This is a genomic window from Ekhidna sp. ABH4_415, assembly GCF_056161305.1.
The window spans coordinates 1-223 of the sequence record NZ_JBSWYW010000043.1 but is presented as its reverse complement, the minus strand read 5'-3'; the positions used below and the strand labels follow the sequence as shown (position 1 = coordinate 223).

Genomic DNA, 223 nt, shown 5'->3' with positions numbered 1-223 from the left:
CCTATGATGAGCCGATGAACCCTGGGACCAATCCTACGATTACCTTTGGCAATAGCGGAAACTTCACCACAGCAGGTGATGGTGCCTGGTCAGGAGGAAATACGATCTGGATAGAAACCTTCAATCATAGTGGAGCCTCAGAACAATTCTTTACAGAGACTGCAGTAGTCACTTCTTCCAGTGGTGCAACGGACGTAGTAGGAAACGCCGATATTGGAGGTGG

1 protein-coding gene is annotated in these 223 nt (G+C 48.9%); it reads left to right on the top strand.

What is annotated here, in order from left to right:
* Positions 1-223 (top strand): hypothetical protein (locus ACXAH9_RS17240; RefSeq protein ID WP_474896094.1); only part of this gene is annotated, 223 nt, incomplete at both ends.